The organism is Stenotrophomonas sp. LMG 10879 (assembly GCF_002750935.1).
GTDB lineage: Bacteria > Pseudomonadota > Gammaproteobacteria > Xanthomonadales > Xanthomonadaceae > Stenotrophomonas > Stenotrophomonas lactitubi_B.
On sequence record NZ_PEJT01000013.1, the window covers coordinates 37214 to 53373 of the forward strand.

Annotated in this window: 17 protein-coding genes; 8 read left to right on the forward strand and 9 right to left on the reverse strand. The window is 66.5% G+C overall.

Annotated elements, in window-relative coordinates:
* Nucleotides 1-85 precede the first annotated feature (85 nt).
* Complete coding sequence (locus CR919_RS17825; RefSeq protein ID WP_099821155.1) at nucleotides 86-2251, forward strand: M3 family metallopeptidase; 2166 nt, start codon at nucleotides 86-88, stop codon at nucleotides 2249-2251.
* 138 nt (nucleotides 2252-2389) lie between these two features.
* On the opposite strand, the gene cfa is transcribed toward CR919_RS17825, so the two are convergent.
* Genes cfa through CR919_RS17840 form a run of 3 tightly spaced genes read right to left on the reverse strand, consistent with a single transcriptional unit; the run spans nucleotide 2390 to nucleotide 4748 of the window.
* Complete coding sequence (gene cfa, locus CR919_RS17830) at nucleotides 2390-3508, reverse strand: cyclopropane fatty acyl phospholipid synthase (RefSeq protein WP_099821156.1); 1119 nt, start codon at nucleotides 3506-3508, stop codon at nucleotides 2390-2392.
* A 19-nt stretch (nucleotides 3509-3527) separates the two neighbouring features.
* Nucleotides 3528-4409: a DUF3298 and DUF4163 domain-containing protein gene (locus CR919_RS17835; protein WP_099821230.1), complete on the reverse strand. Its 882-nt coding sequence runs from the start codon at nucleotides 4407-4409 to the stop codon at nucleotides 3528-3530.
* Between the two features lie 36 nt (nucleotides 4410-4445).
* Nucleotides 4446-4748, reverse strand: a complete 303-nt coding sequence (locus CR919_RS17840; protein WP_089236171.1) for a GNAT family N-acetyltransferase — start codon at nucleotides 4746-4748, stop codon at nucleotides 4446-4448.
* Between the two features lie 208 nt (nucleotides 4749-4956).
* Here CR919_RS17840 and CR919_RS21250 point away from each other — a divergent pair, with 208 nt between their 5' ends.
* Nucleotides 4957-5118: a hypothetical protein gene (locus CR919_RS21250; RefSeq protein WP_165780990.1), complete on the forward strand. Its 162-nt coding sequence runs from the start codon at nucleotides 4957-4959 to the stop codon at nucleotides 5116-5118.
* A 58-nt stretch (nucleotides 5119-5176) separates the two neighbouring features.
* Here the strand turns inward: CR919_RS21250 and CR919_RS17845 are convergent, their stop codons facing one another.
* Both CR919_RS17845 and CR919_RS17850 read right to left on the reverse strand, forming a co-directional pair.
* The gene (locus tag CR919_RS17845; protein ID WP_025876742.1) at nucleotides 5177-5803 is read right to left on the reverse strand and encodes a rhomboid family intramembrane serine protease; all 627 of its coding nucleotides are present in this window, start codon (nucleotides 5801-5803) and stop codon (nucleotides 5177-5179) included.
* A 7-nt stretch (nucleotides 5804-5810) separates the two neighbouring features.
* Nucleotides 5811-7376: an oligopeptide:H+ symporter gene (locus CR919_RS17850; protein WP_099821157.1), complete on the reverse strand. Its 1566-nt coding sequence runs from the start codon at nucleotides 7374-7376 to the stop codon at nucleotides 5811-5813.
* 162 nt (nucleotides 7377-7538) lie between these two features.
* On the opposite strand from CR919_RS17850, the gene CR919_RS17855 reads away from it, so the two are divergent.
* Nucleotides 7539-8375 carry an endonuclease/exonuclease/phosphatase family protein gene (locus tag CR919_RS17855; protein WP_099821158.1) on the forward strand — a complete coding sequence of 279 codons (837 nt, stop codon included), beginning with the start codon at nucleotides 7539-7541 and terminating at the stop codon, nucleotides 8373-8375.
* A gap of 142 nt (nucleotides 8376-8517) precedes the next feature.
* Here the strand turns inward: CR919_RS17855 and CR919_RS17860 are convergent, their stop codons facing one another.
* On the reverse strand, nucleotides 8518-9129 hold the full coding sequence (locus tag CR919_RS17860; RefSeq protein WP_089236174.1) for a superoxide dismutase: 612 nt from the start codon (nucleotides 9127-9129) through the stop codon (nucleotides 8518-8520).
* A gap of 224 nt (nucleotides 9130-9353) precedes the next feature.
* On the opposite strand from CR919_RS17860, the gene CR919_RS17865 reads away from it, so the two are divergent.
* On the forward strand, nucleotides 9354-9812 hold the full coding sequence (locus tag CR919_RS17865) for a ribonuclease domain-containing protein (RefSeq protein ID WP_099821231.1): 459 nt from the start codon (nucleotides 9354-9356) through the stop codon (nucleotides 9810-9812).
* Nucleotides 9809-10222 carry a barstar family protein gene (locus CR919_RS17870; protein ID WP_099821159.1) on the forward strand — a complete coding sequence of 138 codons (414 nt, stop codon included), beginning with the start codon at nucleotides 9809-9811 and terminating at the stop codon, nucleotides 10220-10222. Before CR919_RS17865 ends, CR919_RS17870 begins: the two co-directional genes overlap by 4 nt.
* Before the next feature lie 118 nt (nucleotides 10223-10340).
* Here the strand turns inward: CR919_RS17870 and CR919_RS17875 are convergent, their stop codons facing one another.
* The gene (locus CR919_RS17875) at nucleotides 10341-12095 is read right to left on the reverse strand and encodes a hypothetical protein (RefSeq protein ID WP_099821160.1); all 1755 of its coding nucleotides are present in this window, start codon (nucleotides 12093-12095) and stop codon (nucleotides 10341-10343) included.
* Nucleotides 12096-12105: 10 nt separating this feature from the next.
* Nucleotides 12106-12705, reverse strand: a complete 600-nt coding sequence (locus CR919_RS17880) for an NfuA family Fe-S biogenesis protein (protein ID WP_049466593.1) — start codon at nucleotides 12703-12705, stop codon at nucleotides 12106-12108.
* A gap of 90 nt (nucleotides 12706-12795) precedes the next feature.
* Here CR919_RS17880 and CR919_RS17885 point away from each other — a divergent pair, with 90 nt between their 5' ends.
* From CR919_RS17885 to zupT, 3 genes are all read left to right on the forward strand, one after another.
* Entirely contained in the window at nucleotides 12796-13146 is a 351-nt protein-coding gene (locus tag CR919_RS17885; protein ID WP_025876725.1) for a 4a-hydroxytetrahydrobiopterin dehydratase, read from the forward strand.
* On the forward strand, nucleotides 13143-13559 hold the full coding sequence (locus tag CR919_RS17890; RefSeq protein ID WP_099821161.1) for an energy transducer TonB: 417 nt from the start codon (nucleotides 13143-13145) through the stop codon (nucleotides 13557-13559). The genes CR919_RS17885 and CR919_RS17890 overlap by 4 nt, the downstream gene beginning before the upstream one ends.
* Nucleotides 13560-13656: 97 nt before the next feature.
* Nucleotides 13657-14466, forward strand: coding sequence for a zinc transporter ZupT (gene zupT, locus CR919_RS17895; protein ID WP_099821162.1), 810 nt, complete (start codon nucleotides 13657-13659; stop codon nucleotides 14464-14466).
* 563 nt (nucleotides 14467-15029) lie between these two features.
* Here zupT and CR919_RS17900 read toward each other — a convergent pair.
* The gene (locus tag CR919_RS17900) at nucleotides 15030-16004 is read right to left on the reverse strand and encodes an RluA family pseudouridine synthase (RefSeq protein ID WP_099821163.1); all 975 of its coding nucleotides are present in this window, start codon (nucleotides 16002-16004) and stop codon (nucleotides 15030-15032) included.
* Between the last annotated feature and the right edge of the window lie 156 nt (nucleotides 16005-16160).

The following is a 16160-nucleotide window of genomic DNA, read 5'->3' on the forward strand; positions in this document are numbered from 1 at the left end:
TTGCCAACATGCCTTTTGACACAAGTGCGGGCGCGCCGGGCCGGGTTACCCTCGGGCCCTTGTTTGCCTTACCGGAGTATCGACCTTGACCACCCGCCTTGCCCTTGCCGTGGCCATGACCCTCGGCCTTGCCCTGCCCGCCTATTCGGCCAGCGCCGCCACCCCGGCCGCTGCCAACGCCCAGCAGGCCAATCCGTTCTTCGCCGACAGCCCGCTGCCGCTGCATTTCCCGCAGTTCGACAAGATCAAGGACAGCGATTTCGCCCCGGCCTTCGACGCCGGCATGGCGCAGCAGCTGAAGGAAGTGGAGGCGATCGCCAACACCAAGGCCAAGCCGACCTTCGACAACACCATCATCGCCCTGGAAAAGAGCGGTGACACCCTGGATCGCGCGACCACCGTGTTCTTCAGCCTGGTCGGCGCCGATACCAACGACACCCGCAAGAAGCTGCAGGCCGACTATTCGGCGAAGTTCGCCGCGCACAGCGACGCAATCGCGCTGAACGGCAAGCTGTTCGCGCGCATCCAGGCGCTGTATGACAGCCGCACCACCCTGGGCCTGGACGCTGAAGGCGTGCGCCTGGTCGAGAAGTACTACGACAACTACGTGCGCGCCGGCGCCAAGCTGTCCGAGGCCGACAAGACCAAGCTGAAGGAAATGAACGCCGAGCTGGCCAACCTGGGCACCAAGTTCAGCCAGAATGTGCAGTCGGAAGTGAACGCTTCGGCGATCACCGTCAACGACGTCAAGGAACTGGACGGCCTGTCCAAGGAACAGATCGCCGCCGCCGCCGAAGCCGCCAAGGCCCGTGGCCTGGACGGCAAGTATGTGATCACCCTGCTCAACACCACCGGCCAGCCGCCGCTGACCAACCTTGCCAACCGCGCCCTGCGCCAGAAGATCTACGAAGCCTCCACCACCCGCGGCAGCCGCGGCGGTGAGTTCGACAACACCGCGCTGGTCGCGCGCATCATGCAGCTGCGTGCCGACAAGGCCAAGCTGATGGGCTTCCCGAACTTCGCCGCCTACAACCTGACCAACCAGACCGCCAAGACCCCCGAAGCGGTCAATGCGATGCTGGGCAAGCTGGCCCCGGCCGCGGTGGCCAACGCCAAGCGCGAAGCCGCCGACCTGCAGGCGATGATCGACCAGGAACAGAAGGCGGCGGGCAAGCCGACCTTCAAGCTGGAGCCGTGGGACTGGGCGTTCTACAGCGAGAAGGTGCGCCAGGCCAAGTACAACTTCGACGAATCGCAGCTGAAGCCGTACTTCGAGATCAAGAACGTGCTGGAAAACGGCGTGTTCTTCGCCGCCAACCAGGAATTCGGCCTGACCTTCAAGCAGCGCACCGACCTGCCGGTCTACCACGACGACGTCACCGTCTATGACGTGTTCGATGCCGACGGCAGCCAGCTGGCGATCTTCATCTTCGACCCGTACGCACGTGCGTCCAAGCGCGGTGGTGCATGGATGAACTCGTACGTCTCGCAGTCCAAGCTGACCGGCTTCAAGCCAGTGGTGGCCAACCACCTGAACATCCCCAAGCCGCCGGCCGGCCAGCCGACCCTGCTGACCTGGGATGAAGTGAGCACCACCTTCCACGAGTTCGGCCACGCCCTGCACGGCATGTTCTCGAACGTGAAGTATCCGTACTTCTCGGGCACCGCGGTGCCGCGCGACTTCGTCGAGTTCCCCTCGCAGGTCAACGAAATGTGGGCCGACAACCCGGCCATCCTGAAGAACTACGCCAAGCACTACCAGAACGGTTCGGTGATGCCGCAGGCACTGCTGGACAAGGTGCTGGCCGCGGCCAAGTTCAACCAGGGCTTTGCCACCACCGAGTACCTGGGCGCCGCCATGCTCGACCAGCGCTGGCACCAGATCGGCCCGGACCAGGTGCCGGCCGCCAAGGACGTGATGGCCTTCGAGCGCGCCGCGCTGGAGAAGGACGGCATCTACTACGCGCCGGTTCCGCCGCGCTACAAGACCCCGTACTTCAGCCACATCATGGGCGGCTACTCGGCCGGCTACTACGCCTACATCTGGTCGGAAGTGCTGGACGCCAACACCCAGAAGTGGTTCCGCGACAACGGCGGCCTGAGCCGCAAGAATGGCGACCATTTCCGCGCGACCTTGCTGTCCAAGGGTGGCAGCGTGGATGCGATGCAGCTGTTCCGCGATTTCGCCGGCCACGAGCCGCAGATCGAACCGCTGCTGGAAAAGCGTGGCCTGACCGGCACCGGCAACTGATCGCCGGCACCACAGCGTGAAATGAAAACCGCCCGGGAGACCGGGCGGTTTTTTTTGCGTCATCCACGCATGGCGTGGATCTACCGCAGGGTTGCGTGATCCCAGTAGATCCACGCCATGCGTGGATGTTCCCGGCGATCACCGCGGTGCCACGTATCCCCCCGGCACGCCCTGCGGCGACAGCACCAGCTGCCACAACTGCGCATGCCGGCTGCGGAACGTCGCCATCGATCCGGCCAGGTAGAACCGCCACAGGCGACGGAACCTCTCGTCATAGCGCTGGGCATCCAGTGTCGGCCACGCCGCTTCCACATTGCGTCGCCACGCCTGCAGCGTCAGGTCATAGTCGGTACCGAAGTTGTGCCAGTCCTCCAGTACGAAGCGCCCTTCAAATGCGCGGCTGATCTGCGCCGCCGACGGCAGCATCGAGTTGGGAAAGATGTAGCGCGCGATCCACGGATCGGTGCGATGGCGCGAGACGTTGCTGCCAATGGTGTGCAACAGCAGCAACCCGCGCGGCGACAGGCAGCGCCGCGCCACGTCGAAGAAACTGCGGTAGTTCTTGTCGCCGACGTGCTCGAACATGCCGATCGAGAAGATCGCATCAAACGGCTCGTCCAGTTCGCGATAGTCCTGCAGCCGGATCTCGATCGGCAGGCCCGCGCACAACTCACGCGCGTAGTCAGCCTGCTCCTGCGAAATGGTGACGCCCACGCCACTGACGCCATAACGCTCTGCAGCGAACTTCAGCGCCTCGCCCCAACCGCAGCCGATATCCAGCACGCGTTGCCCGGGGCGCAGCCCGAGCTTGCGGCACACCAGATCGAGCTTGGCTTCCTGCGCCGCATCCAGATCGTTGGCGTTGCGCCAATACCCGCAGCTGTAGACCAAGCGCTGGCCAAGCATCGCCTGGTACAGATCATTGCCGAGGTCATAGTGGCGACGGCCGACTTCATAGCTGCGCTGCCCGGCCTGCAGGTTGAACAGGCGTGCCTTCAAGGCGTCGGCCACCTCGCGCCAGCCGTGCACCCGCTCGTCCAGGTGTGCCTGCATCAGGTGGAACAGGAATTCATCGAGGACGTTGGCATCCCACCAGCCGTCCATGTAGCTCTCGCCCAGGCCGAGTGAGCCGTGCGCCATGACCCGCGCGAAGAAGCGCGGGTCATGCACCTGGATATCCTGCGGCCGGGTTCCATCGATCTGGACCCCGGCCTCGTGGAGCAGGCCGGTGACCCGCTCCTGCAACCCTGTATCCACGACACCTCCTCGTCTGCGGTTACCCGCGCGCGAACAGCTCCACGTAGTCCTTGGCCACGTGCGGCAACACCACCGAGGCCGGTACATCGGCGGTCTGGGTGCCATCCGAGTATGGACCCACCTGGTAGGGCGGGAACACGAAGCGCAGCGCGGTGATCTGACCCTTGTCGTCGGTCAGCGGCTGGAACTGGCTGAAATTGTCGGCCTGCGGACCGGTGCCGTCAGCGATCATCCGCGAGGCATTGCGCAGCGATTCCTGCAGCTGCGACGGGTCCATGTCCTCGCCGCTGAGGCGGGTGGCCACGCGCTCGCGCAGCTGGTCGGCGACGAAATCGCTGATCGCTTTCCAACCCTTGGCGTCGGTCACCAGCTTGTCGGCGCTCAGCATCTGCTGCTGCGCCGGCAGCCACACGAAACGTGCCACCAGCGGTTCGCCGTGGGCGCCACCGGTGTAGCGGCTGCCGTCGGCACTGACTACCACCAGCTGCGGCGTCTCAAGCAGCTTCTCGAAGCTCAGCGACAGCTCATAGGGCATGGTCGGCTTGTCGTTGCCCAGCCCGTCCAGCGCCTGCTGCAGATCGCTGCGGGCGGAGGTGGCATAGGCCTGCAGCGCGCGCGCCAGGCCCGGATAACGATCGATGCCCGCCGGGTAACTGATGCCGACCACTTCACGCTCGTTGTTCTCGATCACATCGCGCAGATCCAACGGCGCTTCCGCTGCGGGGGCCTCGGCGGTGCCAGTGGCTTCGGCCGCAGGTGCGGCGTCGGTGGCCGGTGCCGCCTCGTTCTCGCGCTGGCAACCGGCCAGCAACAGCACGCCCATAGCGCCGGCCAGCACGCTGGCGTGCAGTGGCCGGTTGTTTCCAATCTTCATCGGGATCCCCTGTTCATGTTCATACATCATCGCCTGCCCTGGCTGAAGCGTGGCCCGCTGGAATCAGCCCACAAGCAGATCGTGATACTCCTCGTGCCGCTGCAGGAAGGCCTCGGCATAGGCACATGCCGGCACCACCTTGTACTTCTGCTCACGGGCGAAACGCAGTGCGACCCGGGTCAGCTCACCGGCAATGCCACGGCCAGCGATCGGCTCGGGCACTTCGGTATGGGTGATGACCATCCGCCTGCGCTTGATCTGGTAATCCAACAGTGCCACCTGCCCGCGGACGCGGGCCGTAAACCGGTGGTTGACCTGATCGTGTTCGACCTCGTAAGCCAGACCGGGGGGCGTGACCGAAGCCATGGGACTGTCTCCTGCGGCGACTGCGTGGATGGTGCGCACGCGGGCGCCATGATCGCGTGAAGCCTGAACAGGGACAAGTCTGCGCCCGCTGCGTCAGATGTTGCCCTCAAGCTGCAGTCCAGCCGGCCGCTAACCCCTCTGCAGGGGTGCGCCAGCTTGGCATGCCCCTTGCGACAGTCGACCAAGCGATCTGCCGTGGAGGCCCGCGATGCACCCCAGCGATTCCCATTCCGATACCGATCACGCCCTGCTGGAGGGCCTGCTGCAACTGGCCGTGGAGGGACAGACCGAAGACCAGGCGTTCCAGAGCATCGGCGAGGAAGTGTTCTCCCGCCTGCTCGATACCTACGGTCAGGAAACCCGGGCCTGACCCCGAGCGGGGCCGCAGCCCCGGGGGTCGGATCCAGCGGATCCGACCCCAACCACCCTCAACCGCCGCCGAGGCGGAAGGTCGGGTTGGAGAGCTCGCGCAGGAAGTGACTGAAGATGCTCGGCTGCATGGCCAGCATGAAGATCACGCCGAACGCCGCACCGGCCAGGTGCGCGCTGTGGTTGATGCGATCACCACCGCGCTTGTCCATCCAGATGCTGTAGCCGACGTAGAACGCGGCATAGACGATCGCCGGCGCCGGGATGAAGAACACCAGGATGATCGACCACGGCTTGATCAGGATGAAGGCGAACAGCACCGCCGACACCGCCCCGGACGCACCGAGGCTGAGGTAGTTCGGGTTCTTCTGGTTCTTCAGGTAGCTGGGCAGGATCGAGACCAGCAGCGCACCGACGTAGAACGCCGGATAGACCAGGTAGCTGCCGGTCAGCTGCACCATCACGCTCTCGATGAATCCCCCGAAGAAGAACAGGGTGATCATGTTGAAGATCAGGTGCGACCAGTCGGCGTGGATGAAGCCGTAGGTGATCAGGCGGTCGTACTGGCGGTGGCGATCCACGGCCGGCGGCCACAGGATCAGGCGGTCGGCCAGCTTGCGGTTGTTGAACGCCATCCACGACAGGATAGCGGTGATGGCGATCAACAGCAGATTGACGGGGGTCATGTCAGGCTCAGGCGGTGCGGTAGTTGTCGACCATACGATAGCGTTTCGCATACCAACCGAAGGCCAACGCCGCGACGAAAGCAAAACCGGCGAAGAAGAACATCAGGAATGCCGCCTCGCTCAGGCCCGTACTGGCGATCTTGTGGGTGACCGTGTCATTGCGCACGGCGGCATTGGACAGCAGCACCCACAGGTTGCCGATGGTGGTGGTCAGGTTCCAGAAGCTCATCACCACGCCCTTCATGGCCTGCGGTGCCTGGCTGTAGGCAAACTCCAGGCCGGTGGCCGAGACCAGCACTTCACCGAAGGTCAGCAGCGCGTACGGCAGCATCTGCCAGAAGATCGACATCGCGTTGCCACCGTCCATCACCACCTGGATGCCGCCGACCACGATCCAGGCCAGGCCGCTGAAGGCGATGCCGGCGGTCATCCGGCGCAGCGCGGTCGGCTCGAAGCCGAAACGGCGCAGGGCCGGGTACAGCACCAGGTTGTTGAACGGAATCAGGATCATCACCAGCAGCGGATTCAGCGCCTGCATCTGCGAGGCGGTGAACCAGCTCGGCATCTGCATCTGCTGGCCCTGCAGCACCCAGGTCGAGGCCTTCTGGTCGAACAGCGAGAAGAACGGGGTGGTCAGCGCGAAGATCACCAGCACCCGCAGCACCGAGCGCACGCCCTCCACGGCTTCGGCCGGGTGCTGGCCGCGGGCGCGGTCCAGCTGCAGCCAGGTACCACCACCGATGCCCGCCAGGATCGACACCAGCGCCAGGCACAGGCAGATCACGATGCCGAGCGAGCCGACCAGGCCGAACGAGGCGACCGCCAGCACCAGCCCGACCACGGCCATGACCAGGCCCGGACGGCCTTGGCCGGCAACGCGCGCGGTCAGCGCGGTGCGCACCACGTTGGCGAACGAATGCGGGTCCTTCGGCGGCAGCGGCACCAGCACGTAGCGCTTGCGGCCCAGCCAGAACACGAAGGTGGCGATGAACATCAGGATGCCCGGAATGCCGAAGGCCCACTGCGGGCCCCAGTTCTTCAGCACCAGCGGGATCAGCAGCGAGGCGAACAGCGAGCCGAAGTTGATGATCCAGTAGAACGCGTCGAAGACGATCTTGGCCAGGTGCTTGTTGCTCTGGTCGAACTGGTCACCCATGAACGAGGCCACCAGCGGCTTGATGCCACCGGCGCCGAGTGCGATCAGGCCCAGGCCGAGGAAGAAGCCCTCACGGCTGCCTTCGAACAACGCCAGGCACAGGTGGCCCATGCAGTAGACCAGGCTGAACCACAGGATGGTGTGGTACTTGCCGAAGAACTTGTCGGCCAGCCAGCCGCCGAGCAGCGGGAAGAAATACACGCCGATCATGAAGCTGTGCATGATGTCCTTGGCTTCACCGGCACGGCCTTCGGCAGTGATTTCCTGCAGCAGCAGCGAGGTGATCAGGAACTGAACCAGGATGTTGCGCATCCCGTAGAAACTGAACCGCTCGCAGGCCTCATTGCCGATGATGTACGGGATCTGGCGCGGCATCTTTCCCTGGCCGGCGATGGGGGCGACTGCGTCGTGGCTCATCCTGTAAGGCATTCCTGCAAAACGAAAGGCGCAAGAGTACCGGAACCTGTGCGTGCGAAGCACGCTGCAGGGCTGCATGACAGCCACGCCAAAGCATGGCAGGCGCATGCAGCCCTGCCGGAAGTCACGGAACCTGCACGGCAAAAGCGTAAACTTATCGTTATGCGCCCCCTGCCCTTTGCCCGCATCCTGCCCAGCTGCCTTGCCCTGATGCTGGCCGTGCCTGCGCTGGCCCGGCCGCAGGCGCCGCCGGCCGCAGGCCTGGGCACAGAGGTGCGGCAGTTGACCGTCGCCGCGCTGGAACTGCCCAGCCGTGACGAAGGCCAATGGAAGCAGCGCCGCGAACAGGTGCTGCAGCTGCTGACCGATCTGCAGCCGGATGTGATTTCGGTGCAGCAGGTACTGCAGCAGCAAGGGCGCAACCCGGCCTGCTGGTTGGCCAGCCGGCTGCGCTACAGCTGTGATTTCGTCACCGCCGACCCGCCGAGCCAGCCGGTCCGGCACGGCAACGCGATGCTCAGCCGGCTGCCGGTCAGCGAGGACGGGGTCACCCTGCTGCATCCACCGGGCACCTTCAGTGCCGCCGGCATGATGCGCCTGCGCCTGGGCGACAACGACGTCAACGTCTACGTCGCGCGCCTGCGGCCTGAACCCGACGAAGCCAATGCCAGGCAACACCAGACCAGCGACCTGATGACCTGGATCGGCGCCACGGCCGAGGGCATGCCGAGCCTGATCGCCGGAGATTTCTCCGCCAGTACCGTCGAGCTGGTGCGCAGCACGCCCGGCTTCCAGCCGGCCCGGCGCAATCCTGGCGCACCGGCGGCCAGCGGCGGGGGTGCCAGTGGCCATGGGCTGGATGTCCTGTTCCAGGTCAAGCACTTCGGCGGCATCCGCCAACAGGCGATCCTGCTGCCCGCCGATGGCGACCTGCCCGGCCTGCGCCTGGGCGTGATGGCGACGCTGCGGCTGCAGGACGTACCCGCCGCCACCGAATGAACGCGCCGCTGCGCTCGCCGGACACGGCCCGGCGCTACCCCCGTTTCCGGTAGCGCCGGGCCATGCCCGGCGGGTGCGGTCACAGACAAACAAAAAGGCCGGGGTCTCCCCCGGCCTTTCTGCTTTCACGCAGGCACTGCGATCAGGCGATCGCTTCCTGGTAACGACGCTCGACTTCGTTCCAGTCGATGACGTTGAAGAACGCGCCGATGTATTCCGGACGGCGGTTCTGATACTTCAGGTAGTACGCGTGTTCCCACACGTCCAGGCCGAGGATGGGGGTGTTGCCTTCCATCAGCGGGCTGTCCTGGTTGCCGCTGCTTTCGACCACGACCTTCTTGTCCGGGGTCACGCTCAGCCACGCCCAGCCACTGCCGAAACGGGTCAGCGCGGCCTTGGTGAAGGCATCCTTGAACTTGTCGAAACCGCCCAGGTCCTTGTCGATCGCCTTGGCCACATCACCGACCGGATTGCCGCCGGCATTCGGGGCCATCACGGTCCAGAACAGCGAGTGGTTGGCGTGGCCGCCACCGTTGTTGCGCACCGGGCCCTGCAGGTTCTCCGGCAGCGACTTCAGCTTCTTCACCAGTTCTTCAACCGGCAGGTCGGCGTACTCGGTGCCTTCCAGCGCAGCGTTGACGTTGTTGATGTAGGTCTGGTGATGCTTGGTGTGATGGATTTCCATCGTCGCCGCATCGATATGCGGTTCCAGCGCGTCGTAGGCGTAGGGCAGCTTGGGCAGGGTGTAGGCCATGATGCATCTCCTGATAGCGAGGGCACCCGACGGCATCGTCGGGCGGTGCGCGGTGAATGATGGGGACAGACCGCAAGATTACCAAGGGGGATGTAAAGGAAATTGCGTCCTGCAGGTGAGCATGCCGGCAATTGTTACCCGGCGGTGACGCAGCGCGCGCCCTCATGCAGGGTGCAGCGCGCAGGCGCTACAGTGGGCGCACCACCCTCGCCCGCTCCTGCCCCATGCGCAACCCCCGGCTGTTGATCACCGCCATCGCCCTGCTGCTGCTCGGCCTGGTCGTCAATCATTTCATGCAGCGGCCGCCGCCGCCGCAGTTCGCGCCCGACCTGCAGAGCACGCCGGCCGCCAGTGCACCGACGGTGCGCAGCAGCGGCAGTGACAGTGACGGCCTGCCCGCGTTCCTGCCGGCCGAAGCCCGCCAGACCATCGCGTTGATCCAGCGCGGCGGCCCGTTCCCGCATCGCCAGGACGGCAGCACCTTCGGCAACCGCGAACAGCAACTGCCACAGCGTCCGCGCGGCTACTACCGCGAGTACACCGTCGACACGCCCGGCGCAGGCAACCGCGGTGCGCGTCGCATCGTCACCGGTGGCAACCCGCCCGATGCCTGGTACTACACCGATGACCACTACGCGTCGTTCCGCAGCTTCACCGTCCCGGCCTCTGGAGAGCGCCCATGAGCCACGATGATTTCGGCCTCGGCCTGCATGACATCAACAATGCCGGCGTCTACGCGATCGACACCTCGGATATCAGCGCACTGTCTGCGGCGATGCGTGATGCCGACCTGAAGGTGATCCGGATCGACCTGGATGGGGTGAGCGACAAGCGCACCCTGCTGGCACGGCTGGCCGCCCAGCTTGATTTCCCTGCCGGCTTCGGCGGCAACTGGGATGCACTGGCCGACAACCTGCGCGACCTGCAATGGTTGCCGGCCAATGGCTATGCGCTGTTCCTGGCCGATGTCGATGCCCTGCGCGCCGGTGCAGGCAAGGAGTTCGACACGCTGCTGGACATCCTTGATGAAGCCAGCCGTGACTGGGTGGGCCGCGACGTCCCGTTCTGGGTATTCCTCTCGCAGAGCGCGTGACCCGGTATAGGCCGACCTCGGTCGGCGTGCACGTGAAGCGCATGGATCATCCACGCATGGCGTGGATCTACTGTGCATCCGCGCCGGGTAGATCCACGCCATGCGTGGATGCGGCACCCTACCGGCTGCCGTTATCTTCCTGCAGCTCTTTCTTGAACGGGATATCCGGCGGCGGACGCGCCACCGCCGGCTGGTCCTGCATGTTCGGATCGGTGAGGCCGCAGCCGCCACCGGCCTGCAGGATCGAGATCACGCAGGAAATCTTCGTGCTGGTGCCCGGCAACGGAATCTCCATCGCCTTGACGCCTTTTCGCACCCATTCGGCCAGCAGCGATTCCTGCGGCACCCAGTATTTGTCGAACGAGGTGGGCGTGTAGTCGTACGGCGGCCGCTTCAGCCATTTGCCGGACTCGGCGATGCGTTCCTTGCTCCAGCCGTCGTTGGCTCCACCAGGTGCGCCACGCTCGGCCTTGCCGGCGCCGTCCTGGCCGGCCACGCGCACGCTGCCGTCAGCGTTGAACAGACCTTCCCCCTTACCGGCGCTGGCCTGCGCGGCCCCCTGATTGGCACCATCGCGATTGCGGCTGGAAACGCCCCAGTCGTCCCCGCGTGCAGGTGTCGCCCAGTTGCCCGGGGTCGGCGCCGGGCGTGCGCCCGCCTGCGCGGGGGCAGTACTGGTCGCCGCAGGACGCGCCGCGCTGGCGCTGTTCTGGGCTGCGCTGCCTGCGGGTGCCGGCGTAGGCGTGGTCGCACTGCCGGCCGAGGTCGACGCTGCCGGTAGCGGAGCGGCTGCAACCTCCCGTTCGCGCACCTGCACCTCGCGCCCGGCGGGCGCACGCACGGTGGGTTCGCGCCCTGCGACGGCGGCCATGCGCACCTGCGGATCGGTCATGGCCTGCACTTCGCGTTCGCGCACCTGCACCTCACGCTGCGGCACGCGCACCTGGATGTCGGTGGTGCGCATCGGCTGCGGCGCCACCGGCGCTTCAACCGTGCTGATTTCTCGCTCCTGCACCTGCACGTCACGCACGCGCGGCGCCTGCACCGCCACGTCAGGCGTGCGCACTGGCGTTGGCGTCGGCGCAGCCTGCACCGGCTGCACGCTGCGCTCGCGCACGGTCGGGACGGTATCGCGCGGGACGATGCTGACCTCGGTCCGCGGCGGCGCCATCGGCGGCACCACGAAATCGGTGGTCGCCTGCGCCACTTCGGTGGCCTGCACCGGTGAGGGCGGTGGTGCGGCCACCGGCGCCGGCTCAACCTCGGGCGGCGGCGGCACGCTGGCAGTCGGTGCCGTGGCAGCGGCAGCGGAAGACGGCGCAGGCGACGCCGGTTGCGGGCGAGGTGCAGTTGCGCCCCCCGCTTCCTGGCCTGCGGCTACGGCACCGGCTGCTGCAGCAGCAGCCGCCTCGGCTCCGGCCTGGTCGCCGCCGCCTTCCTGTGCAGCACGGCCGACGAACTCAATCTGTACGCGCTCACCCTCGCTGCCCTGCTCGTCCGGCGAAGACGTGCGGATCACCGCCACCCACAGCAGCAACAGGAAGAACAACAGATGCAGCAGCGCGCTGAGCAGCGCCGAGGTCCAGCGCATCCAACGCTGGTCGCGCGGCGCCGGATCCCAGTCCTGCCAGAACAGGCGGCGCAGGGACGCCCAAAGTCCCAATGCCGGCAATCGTCCCGGAGGCCCGGGCAGCGGCCGCGGCAGCAGCACCGCGATCACTTCGCGCGCGTGCAACGGACGTGGCAGCGGCGTCAGCGCCCGCAGCCAGATCGCCCAGCCGTACGGCAGGCCGGTGTTCTTCTCGAGGATGGGCGGTCGCTGCTGGCGCGCCAGCAGCAGGTCGATGAGTTGCTCGGCTCTGGGCAGAGGCACGCGTTGGCGATCAGGCGGCGTTGCCGCGCGGAATATACGGGGCGTGGCCGCTGTCGTGATCGGTGGCGTCACGCACCGCGGTCACGCCGGGCACACGGCCCATCAGGGTCTTCTCGATGCCTTGCTTGAGGGTGACGTCGGCCATGCCGCAGCCCTGGCAGCCACCACCGAAGCGCAGCAGCACCACGCCGTCGGCCGAGACTTCCTGCACGGCCACCTTGCCGCCGTGCGAGGCGAGCTGCGGATTGACTTCGTTTTCCACCACCCAATGCACGCGCTCCACCAGCGAGGCGGCATCGCCGGGCGCTTCGCCCTTGATCCGCGGCGCCTTGATGGTCAGCTGCTGGGTGCCAGCCGTACCAGGCACGATGTCGATCTCGGCGCCGTCGAGCCAGCCGACGCTGGTGGCGTCGACATAGAGAGTGAAGCCATCGCAGTCCACCGCCCACTCGTCACCAAGCAGGTCGGTCGGCTCGGCGAACTCCAGCCGGGCGTCGGCACGCGGGGTTCCGGGATCGACCGCACTCAGGCGCACGCCCATGCCGGGCACGCCCTCGCGTTCGATCAGCTTGCGGAAATGGGTCTGGGCAGTGTCGGAGATCTGGATCATCAGGCTATTCTAGCCAAGTAAGCGTCAGCCGCTCATTCGTTTTATACACCGGCCGGCGCATTGTTCAGTCAACACGAGGTGGAGGAACCCATGGCCGACCTGATTCCGCTGGCACAGGCCCGTTGCGTGCCGCGCAAGGGCAGCGACCACAAGCTGGGCGAGGCCCGCCTGGCCGAACTGCTGCCGCAGGTCCCCGGCTGGGAGCTGGCCGAGGCCGGCCAGGCGCTGGTGCGCACGTTCCGCTTCAAGGATTACTACGCCACCATGGCCTTCGTGAACGCGCTGGCCTGGATCGCCCACGGCGAGGACCATCACCCGGACCTCGGCGTCCACTACGACCGTGCCGTCGTCCGCTACTCCACCCACGACGTGGGCGGCCTGAGCGAGAACGACTTCATCTGCGCAGCGAAGACTTCGGCCCTGACGGAGCAACTGAAATGAACGTGCGATTGCTGAGCCTGTCCCTGTTTGCCGTGACCAGCCTGGCCGGCTGCGGCAGCTCCGAGCCGCCGGCAGCGCCGGCTGCGGCCCCCACCGAAGTGGCGGCGGTGAAGACCCCGCCGCCGCAGTACCCTCTGGAACTGGCCTGTACCGGCGTGGGCGGCACCAGCACCTTCAAGGTGGTGATCGGCACCGACGGCAAACCCAGCGAGGTCACCCTGCTGACCGGCGCGGGCAACCCGCAGCTGGACGATCTGGCCAAGACCGCCGTGCAGGGCTGGCAGTTCAAGGCCGCCACCCGCAATGGCGAGGCCGTGCCGGCCACGATCCAAGTGCCGGTCAGCTTCAACCCGCCGCAGCCCAAGCCGGACCAGTGCTTCGCCATCGAAGAAAGCCTGCGCCGCGGCGGCTGATCGCCTGCCGCTGACGAGGCCAGCCGACGCCCGCCTCGCCTTTGCCGCCCCGGCCCGCGCCGGGGCGATTGCTTGATGACAAGGAACGCGTCGGTACATGCTGCAGATTCCCCCCGAAAACATCTGGATCGCCCTGGCGGTCACCCTCGCTGCTGGCCTTGCCACCGCCATCGGCAGCCTGCTGGTGCTGTTCTCGCGCCGCCCCAACCCGCGCCTGCTTGCGTTCGGCCTGGCCTTTGCCGGCGGCGCGATGGTGTATGTCTCGCTGTCGGAGATCCTCAACAAATCCATCGCCTCGTTCGCGCTGGCCTATGGTGAGCGCACCGGCTTCACCTACGGCACCCTCGCCTTCCTGCTGGGTGTGGTGGTGATCGTGCTGATCGACCACTTCATTCCCAACCCGCATGACAGCCTGGACAAGCAGGACCCGGCCTTCCGCGAGAACAGCCGCGACTACCTGAAACGGGTCGCCCTGCTGACCTCGGTGGCGATCACCGCGCACAACTTCCCGGAGGGGCTGGCGACGTTCTTTGCGACACTGGAGAGCCCGTCAGTGGGCATGCCGCTGGCCTTCGCCATTGCCATCCACAACATTCCCGAGGGCATCGCCATTGCGGTGCCGGTGTACTTCGCCACGCAGAACAAGTTCTACGCCTTCGCCGCCAGCCTGCTGTCAGGCCTGGCCGAGCCGGTCGGCGCGGCGATCGGCTATGTACTGCTGTCCGGCTCGCTGTCCCACGCCACGTTCGGCTGGGTGTTCGGCCTGATTGCCGGTGTGATGGTGTTCCTGGCGCTGGACGAGCTGCTGCCGGCGGCCAAGCGCTACGCCAAGGGGCACGAGACGGTGTACGGGCTGGTGGCGGGCATGGGCACACTGGCGATCAGCCTGGTGCTGTTCAAGTGGTGAAGGGTATCCGGCCAACGGGCTGAGCCCCCTCGCGGCTGACGGAGCGAGATTCTGCGGCTGGGCCGGGCGAGGTGGGTTTGCGGGGGACGCCGCAAACCCACCTCGCCCGGCCTCGGACAGGCTACGTGCGTGCCAGCCGCGCAATGAAAGAATGAAAAGCGAAGCCCGCGCTACGCGCGTGAGTCGAGGCTCGCTCGACTCTACAAAGGCTGCGAGCAGCCATGGGTCTACGCTGCGGCTGTCGGGTCCGCCTTGTAGCGAGCCGAGCACCGCAGGTCCGGCGAGGGCAAAGAGGCGCGGGTGTCTGAGCGCAGCGAGTTCCGCGCCGCCCCTCGGCGGAGCGAGGAGCACAGGGTACCGGCGCGCGGCGCCGGCTCGCGGATGGCGGCGTGTTTCTTTGGTTACTTTCTTGATGGCACACATCCATGTGCGCCACCCTGCGGGCCGGCTGCGCCGTTCCGCGTTGCTCCTGCAGCGCGGTGCACGAGCAAAGAAAGTGACAAGCCCACTCATCGCAGGGGAACGACGGTACCGACCAAGCCCCCGGCGCCGCCGAACTGCCGTCAGCGGAGTCTGTCCAACGCCTCGACCAGCTCATCTGCCAGCGGCGCGCTCAGCACATACGGGCTCTTGCCGTCGTCCAGCGCGAACTCCAGCGACGCGGCATGCAGGAACAGGCGCTTCAGCCCGATCTGCTCACGAAGCCGCTTGTTGACTGCCGGATCGCCGTATTTGTCGTCGCCGGCCACCGGATGCCCCAGATGCTGGGCATGCACGCGGATCTGGTGGGTGCGGCCGGTTTCGATGCGCACTTCGCAGTAGGAATGACCGCCCTTGCGCTCCAGCACCCGGAAGTGGCTGATCGACTCCTTGCCGATCGCGTTGACCTGCACGTGGCGCTCGCCACCCTGGCGCAGGCCGACGTGCAGCGGCGCGTCGACCGTCATCACGCCGTCGGGCATGCGGCCGGCCAGCAGGGTCAGATAGCGCTTGCGGATGCCAGAGCCGTGGTCTTCACGCAGCAGCGCCTGCAGCTCGCTCAGCGCCGAACGCTTCTTGGCGACGATCAGCAGGCCAGAGGTGTCACGGTCCAGCCGGTGGACCAGCTCCAGGGTCTGCCCGGGGCGCAGGGCACGCAGGGTCTCGATGGCGCCGAAGGTGATGCCGCTGCCGCCATGACTGGCGACGCCAGTCGGCTTGTTCAGCGCCAGTAGGCGGGCGTCTTCGAAGACGATGGCCTGCTCCAGCCGACGCATGAACGCCTCCGGCGGCCCGGCTTTGTCTCCTTCTTCGGTGAGACGAACGGGCGGTATCCGCACTTCGTCGCCGGCCTCCAGCTTGCGCTCGGCCTTGGCGCGGCCGCCATTGACGCGCACCTGGCCGCTGCGGACCAGCTTGTAGACCAGGCTGCGCGGGGCACCCTTGAGCTGGCCGAGCAGGAAATTGTCCAGGCGCTGGCCGGCGCGGTCGGCCGGAACGGTGATCATGCGCACGGAAGGCTTGTCGCCGGCCGGCTTGGTGGGGTCTTGTGCAGTCATCAGCCTGTTTATTCTGTTACACTCGGGGGGCGAGATAAGGGATTGATTTCGTTGGAAGTTACTCAGGGCCAGAAGCCCAGCTTCCGACGAATCCGGCACAGTGCGCGACCACCGCCCGCGGGGCGGCCATGTTAGCGGCTCACCGGCGTTCCCGGC

Coding starts and splice junctions, on each gene's coding strand:
- CR919_RS17835 (WP_099821230.1), bottom strand. CDS start 4,409: ATGTATGAACATGAACAGGGGATCCCGATGAAGATTGGAAACAACCGG.
- CR919_RS17840 (WP_089236171.1), bottom strand. CDS start 4,748: ATGGCTTCGGTCACGCCCCCCGGTCTGGCTTACGAGGTCGAACACGAT.
- CR919_RS21250 (WP_165780990.1), top strand. CDS start 4,957: ATGCACCCCAGCGATTCCCATTCCGATACCGATCACGCCCTGCTGGAG.
- CR919_RS17845 (WP_025876742.1), bottom strand. CDS start 5,803: ATGACCCCCGTCAATCTGCTGTTGATCGCCATCACCGCTATCCTGTCG.
- CR919_RS17850 (WP_099821157.1), bottom strand. CDS start 7,376: ATGAGCCACGACGCAGTCGCCCCCATCGCCGGCCAGGGAAAGATGCCG.
- CR919_RS17855 (WP_099821158.1), top strand. CDS start 7,539: ATGCGCCCCCTGCCCTTTGCCCGCATCCTGCCCAGCTGCCTTGCCCTG.
- CR919_RS17860 (WP_089236174.1), bottom strand. CDS start 9,129: ATGGCCTACACCCTGCCCAAGCTGCCCTACGCCTACGACGCGCTGGAA.
- CR919_RS17865 (WP_099821231.1), top strand. CDS start 9,354: ATGCGCAACCCCCGGCTGTTGATCACCGCCATCGCCCTGCTGCTGCTC.
- CR919_RS17870 (WP_099821159.1), top strand. CDS start 9,809: ATGAGCCACGATGATTTCGGCCTCGGCCTGCATGACATCAACAATGCC.
- CR919_RS17880 (WP_049466593.1), bottom strand. CDS start 12,705: ATGATCCAGATCTCCGACACTGCCCAGACCCATTTCCGCAAGCTGATC.
- CR919_RS17885 (WP_025876725.1), top strand. CDS start 12,796: ATGGCCGACCTGATTCCGCTGGCACAGGCCCGTTGCGTGCCGCGCAAG.
- CR919_RS17890 (WP_099821161.1), top strand. CDS start 13,143: ATGAACGTGCGATTGCTGAGCCTGTCCCTGTTTGCCGTGACCAGCCTG.
- zupT (WP_099821162.1), top strand. CDS start 13,657: ATGCTGCAGATTCCCCCCGAAAACATCTGGATCGCCCTGGCGGTCACC.
- CR919_RS17900 (WP_099821163.1), bottom strand. CDS start 16,004: ATGACTGCACAAGACCCCACCAAGCCGGCCGGCGACAAGCCTTCCGTG.